This window comes from Variovorax sp. 05N34, from assembly GCF_056397405.1.
This window is the reverse complement of the sequence record NZ_JBFTNI010000001.1, coordinates 545,109-561,451: the sequence shown is the minus strand read 5'-3', so window position 1 is coordinate 561,451 and position 16,343 is coordinate 545,109. Positions and strand designations below refer to the sequence as shown.

The window sequence follows — 16,343 nt, the reverse complement described above, 5'->3', positions numbered from 1 at the left end:
TCGTCGCGATCACCTTCGCTGCCTGTTCCCTGATGGTCCCGAGGCTTGACCGGTCACGCGCAACCGGAAACGGCCAGGAGGCTCGGCTGACGAGCGGCTTCGGCGTGAATGGAAGCACTGGAAGCCCACGCGCGGTGGCTCGAAGGGGAGCAAAGGGAGAAGGGGGAATCATGACGTCGCCTCGATGTTGTTCTTGGGGACGACGAATTCTACCGGATCCACTGTATTTGCGTACAGTGTTTTGCGAGGCTGGAGCGCCGAGGGCATGAGACCCTTGGCGCGATCCGCGGCGCGATGCTTCGCGCGATATGAGGTTGACGAGCCTTACCCCCGGCACTGGCTACGCAGTTAGGGCTGCTTGGTTCCCCACCTGACCCGGTTGGCCACTTCACCATGCGGGGAGGCCCGTCAGCGGGGGATTGTAGGCGACGTTTCATCACCCCGATATTGCGTGGGATGAAGCAACGGAGACCTCGGTCGGCCGACCCTAAAATGCGCCGATGGCCTATCTCGTGCTCGCTCGCAAACACCGCCCGAAAACCTTCAGCGAGATGGTCGGCCAGGAGCATGTCGTCCAGGCGCTCGAAAACGCGCTGACCTCGCAACGACTGCACCACGCGTATCTTTTCACCGGAACGCGGGGCGTGGGCAAGACCACGGTTTCACGCATCTTGGCCAAGTCGCTCAACTGCCAGGGGCCGGACGGGCAGGGCGGCATCACCGCCACGCCGTGCGGCATATGCCAGGCGTGCCGCGACATCGATTCAGGTCGATTCGTCGACTACACGGAACTCGATGCAGCATCGAACCGGGGCGTCGATGAAGTGCAGGCATTGCTGGAACAAGCGGTCTACAAACCCGTCCAGGGGCGCTTCAAGGTCTTCATGATCGACGAAGTGCACATGCTCACGGGCCACGCGTTCAACGCCATGCTGAAGACGCTGGAAGAGCCGCCCGAATACCTCAAGTTTGTGCTGGCGACGACCGATCCGCAGAAGGTGCCTGTCACCGTGCTTTCGCGCTGCCTGCAGTTCAACTTGCGGCCGATGGCGCCCGAGACGGTGCTCGAACACCTCACGCGCGTCCTGCAGACCGAGACGGTGCCGGCCGAGCCGCATGCGCTGCGGCTCATCGCACGCGCCGCGCGCGGATCGATGCGCGACGCCTTGTCCCTGACCGATCAGGCGATCGCATTCGGCAACGGAGAGTTGCTGGAAGCCGGTGTGCGGCAGATGCTCGGGAGCGTCGATCGCGGTCACGTATTCCAGCTGATCGAGGCGCTCGCCAAGGGCGACGGCAAGACAGTCGTCGAGACATCGGAAGGATTGCGGCGCGATGGGCTTTCCGCCGCTTCGACACTCGAAGAGATGACGGCCGTGCTGCAGGGCATGGCGGTCTTGCAGGCAGTGCCGTCGCGCGTCGGATCTGACAACGGCGCAGACCCCGATGCTGCGGAAACGGCGCGACTCGCTGCGATGATGCCGGCGGACGAAACGCAGTTGCTGTACAGCCTCTGCTTGCACGGACGTGCCGAACTGGGCCTCGCGCCCGACGAATATGCGGCGCTCACGATGGTGCTGTTGCGTTTGCTGGCGTTCAAGCCCGGTGGCGCAGCATCGGAGGAAAAAAAAACTCTGAATGAAGCTCCGCGGGCCGAACCGGCGCTGCCGCGCGCAGCGTCTGTCGAGTCCGCCAAGCCCGCCATGCCAGCACCGGCGGTGCAACGCCTTTCATCGCCACCCGCGGCTTCATCGCCTTCGTCGCCTTCAGTCGCGCCCATCGAGCGCCCTGGTCACCGTCTCCCCGTGGTCGACGCTCCGGCGCTGCATACATCGCCACCGCCCCGCCCAGCTGCCGAAGAATCCGCACCAACGGCGACCAAGGTCATGGCGATGCCCGTACGCATCCAGCCGCCGCCCGGCGCGCGAGAAGGCGAGTCCGCCGCGCCGTCGGCGCCGATCCCGCCGAGCGAGGAGGGCGACTTCTGGCACGCCACCGTCACGCAGATGGTGGCCGCCGAGTCGATCACCGCGCTGGCCCGCGAACTGGCTTTGCAGTCGCAGCTGGTGGCTCGCGACGTCGACCAGTGGCTGCTGCGGGTCGAGCGTGAATCACTCAACCAGCCCGGCAGTCGAGACAAGGTTCAGGCAGCACTTGCTGCGCTCGGCCATGGTGTGAAAATCGCCATCGAAGTCGGTGCCGTCGTCGACAGTCCGGCACGACGCAACAAGCAGGCTGCAGAGGAGCGTCAGCGGATCGCCGAAGAGGCCATACGCAACGATCCTGAAGTGCAATCGATGATGCGAGACTGGGATGCGAGGATCGTCCCAGGTACATTGCGACCCGCATGACGGTTTGAGCCGGCGGCGCCGAGCCGGCGCCACCTGGTCTCATCCATCCAACATTTCTTACTCACAGGACCAACGATGTTCAACAAAGGACAACTGGCCGGCCTCATGAAGCAGGCGCAGGCAATGCAGGACAACCTCAAGAAGGCGCAGGAAGAACTCGCCACCATCGAGGTCGAAGGCGAGTCGGGCGCGGGCCTCGTGAAGGTCGTGATGACCTGCAAGCACGATGTCAAACGCATCACCATCGACCCGAGCCTTCTGGCCGACGACAAGGACATGCTCGAAGACCTGGTGGCCGCTGCGTTCAACGCGGCGGTGCGCAAGGCTGAAGAAACGAGCGAGCAGAAGATGGGCAAGCTCACCGCCGGCATGCCCGGCTTGCCGCCCGGCATGAAGCTGCCGTTCTGACGGTTCGCCGCACCTGAATGGCGGATTCCAGCTCGCTCGATGCGCTGATCGAAGCGCTGCGGCGTTTGCCCGGCGTAGGCGCGAAGTCTGCTTCGCGCATGGCGTTTCACTTGCTGCAGCACGATCGCGAAGGCACACAGATGCTGGCTCGCGCGTTGCAGCAGGCGGCCAGCAACGTGCGGCATTGCGAGCGGTGCAACACGTTCACCGAAGCCGCCATCTGCAATGTCTGCGGAGATCCGCGCCGCGATGCGACCAAGCTTTGCGTCGTCGAGACACCGGCCGACCAGGCCGCACTCGAGCGCACCGGCGCGTTCCGTGGCTACTACTTCGTTTTGATGGGCAAGCTCAGTCCGCTCGATGGTATTGGACCCAAGGACATCGGCCTTGCGAAGCTGTTCGATCGCGCGCTCGATGGCACTGTGAGCGAGGTGATCCTTGCGACCAACTTCACCGCCGAGGGCGAGGCCACGGCTCACGTGATCGGCGAAGCGCTCAAGCAACGGGGGCTCACGGTGACGCGGCTTGCGCGTGGCGTGCCTGCCGGCAGTGAGCTCGAATACGTCGACCTGGGCACCATCGCGCACGCGTTGGTCGACCGTCGTTGACCCTCTCCAAGGCGAGAAGCACATGAGCATGCCCCACCTCTCTCTGGCCTACTGGTGCGTGTTGATCGCTGCCTTGCTGCCCTATGTGTCGGCCTACATTGCCAAGGCGGGCGCTTTCAAGGGCAGCGACAACCAGAAGCCGCGCGAGTGGGGTGCGCGCCAGTCTGGATGGCGCGCGAGGGCTAACAGCTCACAGGCCAACGGCTTCGAAGGGCTTCCGTTCTTCATCGGCGCCGTGATCATCGCGCATCAGCTGGGCGCTGCGCAGGCGCGGCTCGACATGCTTGCAGCGGCCTACGTCTTGCTGCGCTTGGTCTATATCGGTGTCTATATCGCAGGTCTCGGCACCATTCGGAGCGCTGTCTGGGCGCTCGCGTTTTTCGTGAATGTCGCGATCCTGTTCGCGGGCCGCCAGTAGTCTTCATGTTTACGTGAAAACCCGCACGGGATGTTCCCGATGCAGAGGGACATGCACACCCCTAAGCTCGTTTCGAAAACATTCGAACACAGGGCCTCAAGGCGCCACTCATGCTCAATCGCCGCACCTTCACCATCGCCACCGCACTTGGCGCTGCAGCCGTCGGCGCGCCCCTGGTCCACAGCCAGCCCAAGCTTGAAAAATCGAAGGTGTCTATCGCGGTCGGCGGCAAGGCCGCTTTCTACTACCTTCCGTTGACGATCTCAGAGCAGCTCGGCTACTTCAAGGCCGAGGGCCTGGATGTGGAAATCTCCGATTTCGCAGGAGGCTCACGCGCCCTGCAAGCCGTTGTCGGCGGCTCGGCCGATGTCTGCTCGGGTGCTTTCGAGCACACGATCAACCTTCAGGCCAAGAACCAGATCTTTCAGGCTTTCGTCCTGCAAGGGCGCGCACCGCAGATCGCGATCGGCGTTTCGACGAAGAACATGCCGAGCTATTCGGGCATCGTCGATCTGAGGGGCAAGAAGCTGGGCGTCTCGGCACCGGGCTCGTCGACGAACATGGTGGCCAACCTGGTGCTCTCGCGCGGCGGCCTCAAGGCGAGCGACGTGAGTTACATCGGCGTCGGCGTTGCGGCAGGGGCGCTCACCGCACTGCGCTCGGGTCAAATCGATGCCATCAGCAACACCGATCCGGTGATGACGATGCTCGAGCAGAAGGGCGACGTGAAGATCATCAGCGACACGCGCACGCTCAAGGGCACGCAGGAAGTGTTCGGCGGCCCGATGCCGGCCGCTTGCCTCTATGCGTCTGCGGAGTTCATCCAGAAGAATCCGAACACGTGCCAGGCGCTGGCGAATGCCATCGTGCATGGCCTCAAGTGGCTGCAGACGGCCGGCCCGGGTGACATCATCAAGACAGTGCCGGAGACGTATCTGCTTGGCGACCGCGCGCTGTATCTCGCGTCGTTCGACAAGGTTCGTGAAGCCATCGCCACGGACGGCATGGTGCCGGCGGATGGTCCGAAGACGGCGCTCAACGCCATCGCGAGTTTCGATCCCAGCGTCAAGGCCGACAAGATCGACCTGTCGAAGCTCTACACCAACGATTTTGCGCGGCGCGCAAAGGACAGGTTCAAAGCCTGACCTTTACGCCTCGCAACCCGGCTCCGGCCGGGTTTTTTCTGGCACTCCATGGTCGACTACGCGCTCGAACTCCTAGACATCAGCTGCATCTTTCGATCGAAGGACGATCAGGGGCAGCGCTACACCGCTGTTTCGGACACCACGCTGCGCATTCGCGAGGGCGAATTTGTGTCCGTGGTCGGGCCGACCGGTTGCGGCAAGTCGACCCTGCTCAACATCGGCGCCGGGCTGCTGGCGCCGTCGTCGGGCAGCGTGAAGGTGTTTGGACAACCATTGGCCGGCATCAATGCGCGGGCTGGCTACATGTTCCAGACCGAAGCCCTGATGCCGTGGCGCAGTGCGCTGGACAACGTGATGCTGGGTCTGCAATACCGCGGCGTTGCCGATGCGCAGGCGAAGGCACAGGCCGAAGACTGGCTCGCCCGCGTGGGTCTTGCCGGATTCGGCGACCGCTATCCGCATCAACTCTCGGGCGGCATGCGCAAGCGTACGGCGCTTGCCCAGGTGCTGGCACTGGACCCTGACATCATCCTCATGGACGAGCCGTTCAGCGCACTCGATATCCAGACAAGGCAACTGATGGAGAACGAGGTGCTCGACCTGTGGGCGGCGAAGAAGAAGGCGGTGCTTTTCATCACGCACGATCTCGACGAGGCGATCGCGATGAGTGATCGCGTAGTGGTTCTGTCGGCCGGTCCGGCAACGCATCCGATCGGTGAATTCGTCATCGACCTTCCGCGTCCGCGCGACGTGGCCGAGGTGCGGGCGCATCCAAGGTTTGTCGAACTGCACACGCAGATATGGGGCGTGCTGCGCGACGAAGTCCTCAAGGGCTACGCGCAACAACTGAAGAAGGCGGCCTGACATGCGCCTTCGACCCAGTGAAAACAACGCACGGTTCTGGCAGATCGCGCTGCTGATCGTGCTTCTGGTGGCGTGGCACGTCGCGTCGCGCAACGAGCAGTTCGCCTTCTTCGTCGGCGAACCGATCCAGGTCGCGGGGCGAATCTGGAGCTGGTTCATGCCCGTCGCGATCCCGCCGAACGTGCTCTTTCCGGAAGGGCTGCCCGGCAATGCCGATGTCTATCTGCACCTCGGGGTGACGCTGCTGGAGACCGTCCTCGCATTCCTCATCGGCACTGTGCTGGGGCTGGCCTGCGGACTCTGGCTGGCGCTCGCGCGCACGGCGAGCCTCGTGTTCGACCCGTACATCAAGGCAGCGAACTCAATGCCTCGCGTGATCCTCGCGCCGATCTTTGCCCTTTGGTTTGGGCTGGGGATCTGGAGCAAGGTGGCGCTTGCGGTCACTCTGGTGTTCTTCATCGTGTTCTTCAACGTGTACCAGGGAGTTCGCGAGGTGAGCCCGGTGGTGCTCGCCAACGCCCGCATGCTGGGCGCGAATCAACGTCAATTGCTGCGCACGGTGTATTTGCCGAGCGCGACCAGCTGGGTGTTTTCGAGCCTTCACACCTCGGTCGGGTTGGCCTTCGTCGGTGCGGTGGTGGGCGAATACCTGGGCTCGGCGCGCGGCGTCGGCTATCTGATCCTGCAGGCCGAAGGCACTTTCGACGTCAACACGGTGTTCGCGGGCATCGTGGTGCTGACAGCCTTCGCGCTGGTGCTCGACGCTATCGTTGGCGTGCTCGAAAAGCGCCTGATGAAGTGGCAGCCCCGCAGCGGCGAAACCGAGAAGCTCTGAGTGCCTAGCGCTTTTTCTTGGAGGTCTTCGGCGCGCTCTTGACGGCCTTTGCCTTTGGACTGGCCGCGGTGCTCTTGGGCGAGAGGCTCGTCGTCTTGAGCATGTGGTTTCCGCTCGAGCGCGCTGCACCGCTGCCGACGTGCGCCGTCGATGCCGCGCGCACGGGCAGATACACAACGACTTCGTAGCCCTTCTGGAAGGCGTGATTGGGCTTCACGTCGTTCCATTCGGCGACGGCGGCCGGGCTGAGCCTGTAGCGACGGGCGATGCTCGCGACGCTGTCCTTCTTGCCGGCGCGCACGATCGTTCGGCGCGTGACGATTTCGGGCTGAAAGCTCAGATGCCCGGTGTCAGCGACAAGCGCCGCCACGTCTTCCTGAACGCGGGCGCCACGCGGCACTATCAGAGTCGAGCCCGCCTTGATGAGCATGCGCGGAGGCACGCTGTTGACGGCGCGCAGGTCGGCTTCGCTCATGCCTGTGCGCTGGGCGGCGTCCGCGACCGTCATCGTCGATGGCACGGACCAGGCGGTCCAACTGGCGTACTGCCCTTGCGAGTAAGCCTCGAAATTGCGCTGGAACACGGCTGCGTTGTCCCAGGGCAGCAGGATCTCGGGTGTTCCGGCAGCGAGCAGAACCGGCTTGTGCGCCGATGGATTGAGCGCGCGGAAGTCTTCGATCTTGACGTCGGCCAGTTTTGCGGCAAGGTCGACGTCGAGATCCCGCTTGAGCGTGACGGTCTGGAAGTAAGGGTGGTTTGCGATCAGCGGCAGCTCTGCGTTGAAGCGTTCCGGATTGGCAACGATGTTCTTGACGGCCTGCAGCTTGGGGACGTACATGCGGGTTTCGGCAGGCATGTTGAGGTCGGTATAGCCGGTCGGCAAGCCGGCGCGCTGGTTCTTCGCGATGGCGCGGCTCACGTTGCCTTCGCCCCAGTTGTATGCCGCCAGCGCCAGTTGCCAGTCGCCGAACATGCCGTAGAGCTTCTGCAGGTAGTCGAGCGCTGCGCGAGTAGACGCGACCACGTCCCGGCGGTCATCACGAAAGATGTTCTGCTTGAGGTCGTAGTCGGTGCCTGTGGCGGGCATGAACTGCCACATGCCGGCAGCACGAGCGGTCGAAACCGCTTGCGGATTGAAGGCGCTTTCAATGTACGGCAGCAGCGCAATCTCCGTCGGCATGTCGCGACGCTCGAGTTCCTCGACGATGTGGAAGATGTAGCGGCTCGACCGCTCTGTCATGCGCTGCATGTAGTCGGGCCGGCTTGCGTACCACTGCTCGCGATCGTGTACGAGGTCGTTGTCGAGGTCGGGCATCTTGAAGCCCTTGCGGATGCGGTCCCACATGTCCGTGGGAGGTGCCAAGGTGACGACAGCGCGTGATTTCGTCTGGCCCGAAGTAATCGGCGTCAGGGGTCCGCCCGGATAGACCGGAGTCGCGCGCTCCGATGCAGCCAAGGACGAATTGCCTGTACCGGTGGCGCAGCCCGCGAGAAACAAGGAGCCCGCGAGGCAGGCGGCAACGATAAGTCTCATCAAAAGTGGTTCATCCATTAACGCAGCGCCGCGAACACCGCAGCGGCCGCTTACTGATCGATCTCTGCGGCAGGGGGTTCCGCTGCACACGCAAATCTCGGGTTAGCAAGTGTGTATGCCAGGTCGCCCTCGTCGCCAATGCGCGCCGGGCGGAAGAAAATTCGACATTCGCCTCATCGGGTCGGCATGACGGGAGTGCGTGACTAGAATCGCGGCCAACTGCAGATTGCCACGCTCGAGTGCATCGGACACCGGCCTGGCATCTCCCGGGTCGACCGAGTTCGCGTCGCACACTTCCTGCAGCATCCAGATGTGGTTGTCGGCAAAGGCGGGCAGCGGAACGAGGGTCATGAGCGGTCAAATTATAGGTTTGCATGATTGGTTCGAGACCCCCCCAGGCCGCTATCTGCTGGCCTGGGAGCAGTCCCAGTTCGATCAGGCCGTGGCGGACGTATTCGGCTATCACGCGCTGCAACTGGGCTTGCCGGAGCTGGACGGCCTGCGTGCCAATCGCATGCCGTATCGCTGGCTTTCGGTATCCGACCCGGCGATGGCGGCGAGATGCGCGCTCGTCACCGATTTTTCCGCGTTGCCTTTTTCGGCCAACAGCCTTGACCTGGTGGTGCTTCCGCACACGCTCGAACTCAGCCTCGACCCCCATGCGACGCTGCGTGAAGTCGAGCGCGTGCTGGTGCCCGAAGGCCGTGTCGTGATCTGCGGGCTCAATCCCGCAAGCCTGTGGGGCATGCGGCAACGGAGGGCGCGTCTTTACAGGCGCCTTGGATTCGGCGAGCTCTTTTTGCCGGAGGCCGGCGACTTCATCGGCTACAGGCGCATGCGCGACTGGCTGCGTCTGCTGAGCTTCGAGGTCGAATCAGGGCGCTTCGGTGTCTACCGACCTGCGGTGCGCAGCGAGGCATGGCTGGAGCGCTGCCATTGGTTCGACACGGCAGGGGAGCGCTGGTGGCCGATCTTCGGCGCGGTTTATTTTCTGGTCGCGGTCAAACGGGTCCGCGGCCTCCGGCTGCTGAGCGCCGACTGGCGCCGGGCTGCGGCCCGCGCGAGCGCGCCGGTGCCGATCGCGGGCAGGATGCACCGCGATCCCTCTCATCGACAGTGACAAGGAACGTTTCTTGAACGAAGTACAGATCTATACCGACGGCGCCTGCAAGGGAAACCCGGGCCCCGGCGGCTGGGGCGCATGGCTCAAGTCGGGTGCCACCGAAAAAGAATTGTTCGGCGGCGAACTCAACACCACCAACAACCGGATGGAACTGCAGGCGGTGATCGAAGGGCTCGGTGCCCTCAAGCGCCCATGCAAGGTCGTTCTCTATCTGGACAGCCAATACGTGCGGATGGGCATCACGGAATGGATTCGCGGCTGGAAAGCCAAGGGCTGGCGCACTTCGACGAAGCAGCCCGTCAAGAATGTCGAGCTTTGGCAGCAACTCGACAAGCTGGTGTCGGAGGGCGGCCATCAAATCGAGTGGCGATGGGTCAAGGGGCATTCGGGAGACCCGGGCAACGAGCGTGCGGATGCGCTCGCCAACAAGGGAGTCGAGCGGGCGCTGGGGAGGATCTGACGCGCTTCAGATGCGCTGCGGCGTTTCCAGTGCTTCGCCCATCTGGGCCCTGAAGAGCAGGTCATCGGTGACCCGCAGTCGCCGGCTCATCTCGCGCGCGATGTTCATCTGGATCAGCGCAAACTGTTCGACGTCGCGCTCGAACACCCGATAGAGATTGGCCGACGAAAGCTGAATTGCGCTGCAATCCTCGTCCGCGCGCACCGACGCACTGCGTGGCGAAAGATCGAGAAGGGCCATCTCACCGAAGCAGTCGCCCGGCCCGAGCCGGCGGATGAGGAGTTCGTGGCTTTGCCAGCTTTTCGAGACAGTGACGTGCCCGGTTTCCAGCACGTACATGCAGTCGGGCTCATCGTTTTCATGGAAGAAGTAGTCGCCGCCCTTCATGCGGACCACCGGCGCCGGCGCCAGCAGGAATTCCATCGTTTCAGAGCCCACGGCTCCGAAGATGGGCATCTGTTGCATCAGTTCGATTCTTGTCGCGCCCACTTGCCGCTCCTTCCGCTCCTTCGATCTGCGGGGCCAGACCTTACACCACACCGTCGAACATCATCACGTCGACGGCATCGCCTGCGGCCACGTCTCCCTGATCATGGTGGAGCACCACCAGCCCATTGGCTTCGACCATCGAGCTCAGGACGCCAGAGCCCTGGTTTCCGGCAACCCGAACCTCCGGCAGTGAGCCAGCGACGGCCTGTACGCGGCCACGCTGGTATTCGGTGCGGCCGGGCTTCTTGCGAATGGCGCTGACGCTCTTTGCGCGAAGGAGGGGTGGGGCCGCCGCCGAGCTTGCATTGCAGCCCATCATCCGCAGCAGCGCAGGGCGCACGAACGCGAGGAAAGTCACCATGACCGCGACAGGATTGCCGGGCAGGCCGAAGAGCACCGCTGGTGCGCGCATCTCGGTGCCCGCGTGAATGAGCCCGACGGCCATTGGACGCCCGGGCCGCATGGCAACACGCCAGAAGGCCATGTCGCCCAGGCGCTGCATTACCGTGCGCGTGTGGTCGGCCTCGCCGACACTGACGCCGCCGCTGGTGATGATGGCGTCGGCATCGCCCGCAGCACGCCGCAGGACGGATTCGAGCGCGGCGGGGTCGTCGCGCACCAAGCCAAGGTCGACGACCTCGGCACCCAGGCGCGCGAGAAGTCCGAAGACCGTGTAGCGATTGCTGTCGTAGACCGCACCCTCACGCGGCGATTCGCCCACGCTCAGGATCTCGTCGCCCGTCGAGAAATAAGCGACCCGCAGGCGCCTGAGCACCGGCACGGTGGGCAATCCCAGGCTGGCCATCATGCCCAACGCAGCCGGAGAGACGATCTCGCCGCGTTGGAGTGCCGGCCTGCCCTGCATCAGGTCTTCGCCGGCCAGTCGCCGGTTGTCGCCGCGCTGCAGCGCGGCGGCGGAAAAGCTGACGGCCGCGCCCTCGATGGTGCAGAACTCCTGCGGAATGACGGTGTCCAGGCCCTCCGGCATGACGGCCCCGGTCATGATCTTGACGGCGTCGCCAGCGGCGATCGAACCGTGCCAGGCGGCACCTGCCAGCGCCGTGCCCACCACCCGCAGGCGCACGGTCGCATCGTCGTCATGGCGGTCGAGCACCGCGCCATTGAAGGCGAACCCGTCCATGGCCGAGTTGTCGTGCGGGGGCACGCTCAGCGGCGAGACGATGTCCTCCGACAGAACCCTTCCGAGCGCATCGCGCAGCGCGACGGTTTCGTCTCGCGTGACGGCGGATTGGTCGGCAAGCCGCGCCAGGAACGCCTGCACCGCATCGACGCCCATCGCCTTGGGGTCGTAGCCCGCCAGGGCGGCGGCGATGTCGGCAATTCGGCTCATGGAGAAAGAACGGCAAGGATGACGAGAACGATCGGGCCGGCCGTCAAGGACGTCGCTGGGATTCGAGTGCGTGCAACTCGGCCAGCGTATTGGCGTTGAAGAATGCGCCCGGCGCGTCTTCTGGCCCCTCGAAAGGCACGATCACTGTCCGGTGCTGTGCAGTCCACCGCTGGATCTTGCGACCCCCGTCCTCCGTGAAGCGCACCAGGCTTTCGCGCAGTTGGATGCTCAGGAGGCAAAACACGGGTTGGGGTCGCGTGACATCAGCCTCATCCAATGACTCGGGCGCGGCCGCCATGGCGATTTCGGAGCCGTCGGAGACAAGGGCTTGGGATAGCCGGCGCGCGAGGTCGAGCGGAAACAGCGGCGTGTCGCACGGCACGGTCAGAAGATAAGGCGTCTCGCAGTGCTCCAGCCCTGTGAGAAAACCCGCCAGCGGCCCCGCGTAGTCCGCAAGTTCGTCAGGCCACACCGGAACGCCAAAGGCTCGATAAGCCGGGAGATTCCGATTGGCGTTCACCATGACCTGCCCGACCTGGCTGCCCAGGCGCTTGACCGCATGCTCGGCAAGTGGCGAGCCGTTGAAGTTCTGCAAGCCTTTGTCGACGCCGCCCATGCGCGAGCCGCGACCGCCGGCCAGCACGAGGCCTGTGATGTCCTGGACGGGGATGCCGGCCACCGCGCTCATCCGCCGATGTAGCTCATTTCGACACGACGCGGCGCGCCCGCATCGTTGTCCGGTTCGCGCAGCGAGCGCAACTCGGAATACCGGTCGCTCCGGCCCTGCCAGATGTCGGCGATGGCGGATGTGATCTGAGCGTCGTCCGCGCCGCCACGCAGCATCGGACGCAGATCGTGGCCGGAATTGGCAAAGAGGCAGAGAAAGAGCTTGCCCTCGGTGGAGAGTCGCGCGCGGGTGCAATCGTGGCAAAACGCCTGGGTCACGCTGCTGATCACGCCGATCTCGCCGGCGCCATCCGCATAGGCCCAGCGCTGCGCGGTTTCGCCGGGCGCGCTGGCTTCGAGCGGAACGAGCGGGAATTCCTCTGAAATGCGCCGCACCACGTCTGCGGACGGAAGCACTTCATCCATGCGCCAGCCGTTGGTCGCACCGACGTCCATGTATTCGATGAAGCGCAACACCACGCCAGTGCCGCGGAAATGCCGTGCCATCGGCAGGATTTCCTGCTCATTGGTGCCACGCTTGACCACCATGTTCACCTTGATCGGCGCGAGCCCGGCAGCCTGTGCAGCTTCAATGCCCGCGAGCACCTCGGCCACCGGAAAGTCGACGTCGTTCATGGCGCGAAAGACGGTGTCATCCAATCCGTCAAGGCTCACCGTCACGCGGTGAAGCCCAGCCGCCTTCAGCGCCTTGGCCTTGCGGGCGAGAAGGGAGCCATTGGTCGTCAGCGTCAGGTCCAAGGGTTCGCCATCCGCCGTGCGCAGGGCGGCCAGCTGCTCCACAAGCACTTCGAGGTTCTTGCGCAGCAGCGGTTCGCCGCCCGTGAGGCGGATCTTGCGCACGCCGTGCGTCGCAAAAACGCGCGCCAGGCGCGTGATCTCCTCGAAGCTCAGCAATGCACTGTGCGGCAGGTATTGATAGTTCTTGTCGAAGATTTCCTTCGGCATGCAATAGCTGCAGCGGAAGTTGCATCGATCGGTGACGCTGATTCGCAGGTCGGTCAGCGGGCGAGCCAGGCGATCGAGCAATACGCCCGTTGCCGCGACCGGAAGCCCGGCCGTGGCGCGGCGTGCGCGGCCGATCTCGGAGAGGGGAACGACATGCTGGCTCATGGAAAGAGCAATTTAACGCATCGCCCGCGGCATCGGTGCTGCAGGGCCGTTTGACCCTGCCGCGAGCCGACCACAACTTTGGTCTTGTGCGTTACACGCACCGAGCGCCGTCGACCTCGATGCAGACCCCGCTGATGAACGAAGCTTCGTCGCTCGCCAGATAAAGCGCCGCATTGGCTACGTCGAGCGCTGTCGAGAAACGCCCCAGCGGAATGGTCGCCCGGAACTTCGCCTTGCGTTCTTCCGTGACGGGCCCGCCGGCAAATTCGGCGGCGAGGCCGGTGTCGGGGTTGAACACCGGGTTGATGCAATTCACGCGAATGTTGTCGGGGCCCAGTTCGGCGGCCAGCGACTTGCTCGTGGTGATCACGGCACCTTTCGATCCGTTGTACCAGGTGAGGCCGGGGCGGGGCCGCACGCCTGCGGTCGAGGCGATGTTGATGAACGACCCACCGCCATTGGCACGAAAGGCGGGCACCGCGTGAATGGTCGAAAGATAGATGCTCTTCACGTTGACCGAATAGCAGCGGTCGAACTCGTCTTCGCTCACTTCGAGTGCCGGACGATTGCGGTGCGTCCAGCCGGCGTTGTTGACCATGGCGTCGAGCTTGCCATGGCGCTCGACCGCAGCGCCCACCAGCGCCTTCATGTCGGCTGATTTGGTGACATCTCCAGCAAAAAACGATGCGCGGCCGCCCGCACGCAGGATGGCTTCGACCACCTGCTCGCCCAGTGCCGTATTGATGTCGTTGACGATCACCTGGGCGCCTTCTTCCGCCAGCCGCTTCGCGATGCCTTCGCCGATGCCGCCGCCGGCGCCGGTGACGATGATGGATTTGTCCTTGACGCGCATTTTGTTGTTTCCTGTAGCTGTTGTTCAGCCGTGCTTGATGGCGACGGTCTTGAGGGTCGTGAATCCGTAGAGCGCTTCGAAACCCTTTTCACGGCCATAGCCCGATGACTTGACACCGCCGAATGGCAACTCGACGCCGCCGCCGGCCCCGTAGTTGTTGATGAACACCTGCCCGCTCTGCAGGCGCTTCGCCATCCGGAACTGCCGCCCGCCGTTTTCGGTCCAGACGCCCGCGACCAGGCCAAACCGCGTCGCGTTGGCGAGCGCCACGGCTTCGTCCTCGTCGCGGAACGACATCGCGGCCAGCACGGGGCCGAAGACTTCCTCTTGCGCGAGACGGTGGTCCACCGGCACGTCGCGCAGGAGAGTGGGCGCCTGGTAGAAGCCGCTCTCGGGCGCTTCCTCGACCACCGTGCCCTGGCCGACCATGGGAATGCCCGCGACATGCGCGTCCGACAGAAAGTCCCACACGCGCTGCTGCTGCGATTGGCGAATCAGCGGGCCCACGTCGAGGTCCATCGCCGCAGGTCCCACCCGCAGCGCATTGAACGCGTGGCCCAGCCGATCGAGCAGGGGCTCGTAGATTTCGCGCTCGATGAGAACGCGCGAGCCCGCCGAACAAGTCTGGCCCGCGTTCTGCACGATGGCGTTGATCACCACCGGAATGACAGCGCCCAGGTCGGCATCCGCGAAGATGATCTGAGGGCTCTTGCCGCCAAGCTCGAGCGTGACCGGGCAATGGCGCTCCGCCGCGACCTGCTGGATGATCGTCCCGACGCTGGGGCTGCCAGTAAAGCTGATGTGGTCGATGCCTGGATGGCGCGCCAGCGAATCGCCGACTTCGTGGCCGTAGCCCGTCACGATGTTGAGGGCGCCCGGCGGGAAACCCACCTCGGCCGCGAGTTGCGCCACGCGGATCAGCGACAGGCAAGCGTCTTCCGAAGGTTTGACGACGCACACGTTGCCCGCAGCGAGCGCGCCACCCACGCTGCGCCCGAAGATTTGCATCGGGTAGTTCCACGGAATGATGTGGCCCGTGACACCGTGCGGCTCGCGCCAGGTGAGCACGCTGTAGCCGTCTTGGTAGGGGATGGTTTCGCCGTGCAGCTTGTCGCATGCGCCGGCATAGAACTCGAAGTAGCGCACCAGCGCCAGTGCGTCGGCCCGAGCCTGCTTGACCGGCTTGCCGCAATCGCGTTGCTCGAGAAGCGCCAGCTCGTCCGTGTGCTGGGCAATCTTTTGCGAGAGCTTGTAGAGCAGCTTTCCGCGATCGGCGGCGCTCACCTTGTGCCAGGTCGACTCGAAACAGTGGCGCGCGGCGCGCACCGCGTTGTCGATGTCCGAGGCGTTGCTGCGCTGCAGTTCGTCGAAGGTCTGGCCGTCGGAAGGGTCGATCACCGGCAGCGTGCGGCCGGACGATGAGGCAACGCTTTCGTTGCCGATGTAGTTGAGTTGCATGGGGCGAAATCTTAGCGGCCTCCCGCTGCTTTCGTGAGGCGGCGGTTTCAGCGCGAAGCCGTGGCCTTCGGCAGGGCGCGCACGGCATTGAGCATCCGCTCCACGTGCTTGTCGGGGTTCAGGTTCTGGTAGTAATAGGCGACGTTGCCATTGGGGGCGATCACATACGACAGCCGGTTGGCAAAATCCGGGCGCGTTTGCATGAGTGCATCGAAGCCCTGGATGACTGTCTTCGCTGAGTCGGACGCGACCGGAAAGCGGTTCTGGCATGACTTCACCGAGAACCTGGTCAGCGTCTCGATGTCGTCGGCCGACACACCGATCACGGTGGCGCCAAGGGCCGCGAACTGGTCGATCGCTTCGGCGAAGGCGTGCGCCTCGATGGAGCAATCGTTCGAATCAGCGGCGGGGAAGAAATAGACCACCACCGGACCTTTGGCGAGTTGCTCGGCAAGCGAATACTGGAATGTTTTTCCGCCAAGAGCCGCCGTGGCCGTGAACTTGGGAGCAGGATCGCCGATGTCCAGTGCCGCGAAAGCGGGCGGTGCCAGAACTGCGGCAATTGCAATGCCAATCCCAAGCAAAGCCGGACGGGCAGAGATCGTGAGCGTCATGATGTAACCCTGCGGAAGGTTCGACGAATTCTAGG

The 16,343-nt window shown here is 64.1% G+C and carries 17 protein-coding genes and 1 other RNA gene; 9 read left to right on the top strand and 9 right to left on the bottom strand.

Annotated features, from left to right (window positions below; all coding sequences use genetic code 11):
- Positions 1-313 precede the first annotated feature (313 nt).
- Positions 314-410, bottom strand: an RNA gene (gene ffs, locus AC1DMA_RS02780) — signal recognition particle sRNA small type.
- 90 nt (positions 411-500) lie between these two features.
- Between ffs and dnaX the strand changes: the two genes are divergently transcribed.
- The 7 genes from dnaX (at position 501) to AC1DMA_RS02745 (ending at position 6,629) form a co-directional block, all read left to right on the top strand.
- On the top strand, positions 501-2,351 hold the full coding sequence (dnaX, locus tag AC1DMA_RS02775) for a DNA polymerase III subunit gamma/tau (protein WP_478143141.1): 1,851 nt from the start codon (positions 501-503) through the stop codon (positions 2,349-2,351).
- 75 nt (positions 2,352-2,426) lie between these two features.
- A complete protein-coding gene (locus AC1DMA_RS02770; RefSeq protein ID WP_012747441.1) occupies positions 2,427-2,759 on the top strand; it encodes a YbaB/EbfC family nucleoid-associated protein in 333 nt (110 codons plus the stop codon).
- A gap of 17 nt (positions 2,760-2,776) precedes the next feature.
- Positions 2,777-3,367, top strand: coding sequence for a recombination mediator RecR (recR, locus tag AC1DMA_RS02765; protein ID WP_478126465.1), 591 nt, complete (start codon positions 2,777-2,779; stop codon positions 3,365-3,367).
- 22 nt (positions 3,368-3,389) lie between these two features.
- On the top strand, positions 3,390-3,785 hold the full coding sequence (locus AC1DMA_RS02760) for an MAPEG family protein (RefSeq protein WP_478126464.1): 396 nt from the start codon (positions 3,390-3,392) through the stop codon (positions 3,783-3,785).
- 110 nt (positions 3,786-3,895) lie between these two features.
- The gene (locus AC1DMA_RS02755; RefSeq protein ID WP_478126463.1) at positions 3,896-4,930 is read left to right on the top strand and encodes an ABC transporter substrate-binding protein; all 1,035 of its coding nucleotides are present in this window, start codon (positions 3,896-3,898) and stop codon (positions 4,928-4,930) included.
- Positions 4,931-4,978: 48 nt separating this feature from the next.
- Positions 4,979-5,794: an ABC transporter ATP-binding protein gene (locus tag AC1DMA_RS02750; protein ID WP_478126462.1), complete on the top strand. Its 816-nt coding sequence runs from the start codon at positions 4,979-4,981 to the stop codon at positions 5,792-5,794.
- Between the two features lies 1 nt (position 5,795).
- Positions 5,796-6,629, top strand: a complete 834-nt coding sequence (locus tag AC1DMA_RS02745; RefSeq protein WP_478143140.1) for an ABC transporter permease — start codon at positions 5,796-5,798, stop codon at positions 6,627-6,629.
- Between the two features lie 4 nt (positions 6,630-6,633).
- Here AC1DMA_RS02745 and AC1DMA_RS02740 read toward each other — a convergent pair whose 3' ends face one another.
- Positions 6,634-8,163: a transglycosylase SLT domain-containing protein gene (locus AC1DMA_RS02740; RefSeq protein WP_478143139.1), complete on the bottom strand. Its 1,530-nt coding sequence runs from the start codon at positions 8,161-8,163 to the stop codon at positions 6,634-6,636.
- 349 nt (positions 8,164-8,512) lie between these two features.
- On the opposite strand from AC1DMA_RS02740, the gene AC1DMA_RS02735 reads away from it, so the two are divergent.
- Positions 8,513-9,283 carry a class I SAM-dependent methyltransferase gene (locus AC1DMA_RS02735; protein WP_478126459.1) on the top strand — a complete coding sequence of 257 codons (771 nt, stop codon included), beginning with the start codon at positions 8,513-8,515 and terminating at the stop codon, positions 9,281-9,283.
- 13 nt (positions 9,284-9,296) lie between these two features.
- On the top strand, positions 9,297-9,746 hold the full coding sequence (gene rnhA, locus AC1DMA_RS02730; RefSeq protein ID WP_478126458.1) for a ribonuclease HI: 450 nt from the start codon (positions 9,297-9,299) through the stop codon (positions 9,744-9,746).
- 6 nt (positions 9,747-9,752) lie between these two features.
- On the opposite strand, the gene AC1DMA_RS02725 is transcribed toward rnhA, so the two are convergent.
- The 7 genes from AC1DMA_RS02725 to AC1DMA_RS02695 form a co-directional block, all read right to left on the bottom strand.
- Positions 9,753-10,235, bottom strand: coding sequence for a cyclic nucleotide-binding domain-containing protein (locus AC1DMA_RS02725; protein ID WP_478143138.1), 483 nt, complete (start codon positions 10,233-10,235; stop codon positions 9,753-9,755).
- A 40-nt stretch (positions 10,236-10,275) separates the two neighbouring features.
- A complete protein-coding gene (gene moeA / locus AC1DMA_RS02720; RefSeq protein ID WP_478126456.1) occupies positions 10,276-11,586 on the bottom strand; it encodes a molybdopterin molybdotransferase MoeA in 1,311 nt (436 codons plus the stop codon).
- A 43-nt stretch (positions 11,587-11,629) separates the two neighbouring features.
- Positions 11,630-12,274, bottom strand: a complete 645-nt coding sequence (gene mobA / locus AC1DMA_RS02715; RefSeq protein WP_478143137.1) for a molybdenum cofactor guanylyltransferase MobA — start codon at positions 12,272-12,274, stop codon at positions 11,630-11,632.
- Entirely contained in the window at positions 12,271-13,383 is a 1,113-nt protein-coding gene (moaA, locus tag AC1DMA_RS02710) for a GTP 3',8-cyclase MoaA (protein WP_478143136.1), read from the bottom strand. The genes mobA and moaA overlap by 4 nt, the downstream gene beginning before the upstream one ends.
- 91 nt (positions 13,384-13,474) lie before the next feature.
- Positions 13,475-14,236 (bottom strand): SDR family oxidoreductase, encoded by a 762-nt coding sequence (locus tag AC1DMA_RS02705; RefSeq protein ID WP_478126453.1) that lies wholly within the window; start codon positions 14,234-14,236, stop codon positions 13,475-13,477.
- 24 nt (positions 14,237-14,260) lie between these two features.
- On the bottom strand, positions 14,261-15,694 hold the full coding sequence (locus AC1DMA_RS02700) for an aldehyde dehydrogenase family protein (protein WP_478143135.1): 1,434 nt from the start codon (positions 15,692-15,694) through the stop codon (positions 14,261-14,263).
- A gap of 47 nt (positions 15,695-15,741) precedes the next feature.
- Positions 15,742-16,308: a peroxiredoxin gene (locus AC1DMA_RS02695; RefSeq protein ID WP_478126451.1), complete on the bottom strand. Its 567-nt coding sequence runs from the start codon at positions 16,306-16,308 to the stop codon at positions 15,742-15,744.
- Positions 16,309-16,343 lie beyond the last annotated feature (35 nt).

What these genes read in the sequence shown, in the direction of transcription:
- AC1DMA_RS02770 (WP_012747441.1), top strand. Translation starts at nt 2,427, where the DNA reads ATGTTCAACAAAGGACAACTGGCCGGCCTCATGAAGCAGGCGCAGGCA.
- AC1DMA_RS02745 (WP_478143140.1), top strand. Translation starts at nt 5,796, where the DNA reads ATGCGCCTTCGACCCAGTGAAAACAACGCACGGTTCTGGCAGATCGCG.
- AC1DMA_RS02760 (WP_478126464.1), top strand. Translation starts at nt 3,390, where the DNA reads ATGAGCATGCCCCACCTCTCTCTGGCCTACTGGTGCGTGTTGATCGCT.
- recR (WP_478126465.1), top strand. Translation starts at nt 2,777, where the DNA reads ATGGCGGATTCCAGCTCGCTCGATGCGCTGATCGAAGCGCTGCGGCGT.
- AC1DMA_RS02755 (WP_478126463.1), top strand. Translation starts at nt 3,896, where the DNA reads ATGCTCAATCGCCGCACCTTCACCATCGCCACCGCACTTGGCGCTGCA.
- mobA (WP_478143137.1), bottom strand. Translation starts at nt 12,274, where the DNA reads ATGAGCGCGGTGGCCGGCATCCCCGTCCAGGACATCACAGGCCTCGTG.
- moeA (WP_478126456.1), bottom strand. Translation starts at nt 11,586, where the DNA reads ATGAGCCGAATTGCCGACATCGCCGCCGCCCTGGCGGGCTACGACCCC.
- dnaX (WP_478143141.1), top strand. Translation starts at nt 501, where the DNA reads ATGGCCTATCTCGTGCTCGCTCGCAAACACCGCCCGAAAACCTTCAGC.
- moaA (WP_478143136.1), bottom strand. Translation starts at nt 13,383, where the DNA reads ATGAGCCAGCATGTCGTTCCCCTCTCCGAGATCGGCCGCGCACGCCGC.
- AC1DMA_RS02735 (WP_478126459.1), top strand. Translation starts at nt 8,513, where the DNA reads ATGAGCGGTCAAATTATAGGTTTGCATGATTGGTTCGAGACCCCCCCA.
- AC1DMA_RS02695 (WP_478126451.1), bottom strand. Translation starts at nt 16,308, where the DNA reads ATGACGCTCACGATCTCTGCCCGTCCGGCTTTGCTTGGGATTGGCATT.
- AC1DMA_RS02700 (WP_478143135.1), bottom strand. Translation starts at nt 15,694, where the DNA reads ATGCAACTCAACTACATCGGCAACGAAAGCGTTGCCTCATCGTCCGGC.
- AC1DMA_RS02705 (WP_478126453.1), bottom strand. Translation starts at nt 14,236, where the DNA reads ATGCGCGTCAAGGACAAATCCATCATCGTCACCGGCGCCGGCGGCGGC.
- AC1DMA_RS02740 (WP_478143139.1), bottom strand. Translation starts at nt 8,163, where the DNA reads ATGAGACTTATCGTTGCCGCCTGCCTCGCGGGCTCCTTGTTTCTCGCG.
- AC1DMA_RS02750 (WP_478126462.1), top strand. Translation starts at nt 4,979, where the DNA reads ATGGTCGACTACGCGCTCGAACTCCTAGACATCAGCTGCATCTTTCGA.